Below are 473 nucleotides of genomic sequence, written 5' to 3'. Positions count from 1 at the left end.
AAGCCGGCGCGACCGCCGAGGCCCGGCAGGCGCTCATCGAGGCAGGCTTCCAGAAGGTGGACTATGTCGCCGCGCGCGAAAGCCTGACACTCGCTCCCTGGCGACGCGATCGGGAAGGCCGCTTGCTCGCCGCCGCCTGGCTCGGCACGACCAGGCTGATCGACAACTTGGAAATCCCTGCCAGCATGTAGCCGCCCTGAGGCGCCCGGTCATACCTTTCGCCCGCGGCGCTGCCCCCGCGGTGACTATCCGAGCGCCTTCTCCAGGATAAGTGCCGGCAGCCCTGATCCGCCGCCGCAATCGGCGGTTTTGCCGGCGGACGCAAGGCCTTGCGATCGGTAGAAGGCGATTGCCGCCGCGTTGACCTCTTCCACTTCGAGGCGCAGCTTGTTCGCCTCCGGAAAGCTGACCTCGATCTCGTCGAGCAAGGCCGTGCCGATCCCTTGCCGCTGGCAGGCCGGGTGCACATAGAG

General features: G+C 67.7%; 2 protein-coding genes. One reads left to right on the top strand and one right to left on the bottom strand.

Translation table 11 applies throughout. The annotated features are described in order from the left end of the window. On the top strand, positions 1-191 hold a 191-nt coding region (locus tag EN780_RS37585; protein WP_189557172.1), incomplete at its 5' end, for a pantoate--beta-alanine ligase. A gap of 54 nt (positions 192-245) precedes the next feature. On the opposite strand, the gene EN780_RS37580 is transcribed toward EN780_RS37585, so the two are convergent. After that, positions 246-473: N-acetyltransferase (locus EN780_RS37580; protein ID WP_133373018.1), on the bottom strand; the 228-nt coding region annotated here is incomplete at its 5' end.

This window comes from Mesorhizobium sp. M4B.F.Ca.ET.089.01.1.1, from assembly GCF_004022605.1.
In the GTDB taxonomy this organism is placed as follows: Bacteria; Pseudomonadota; Alphaproteobacteria; order Rhizobiales; family Rhizobiaceae; genus Mesorhizobium; species Mesorhizobium abyssinicae.
The sequence above is the reverse complement of the archived record's forward strand: the minus strand, read 5'-3'. Positions and strand labels throughout refer to the sequence as shown.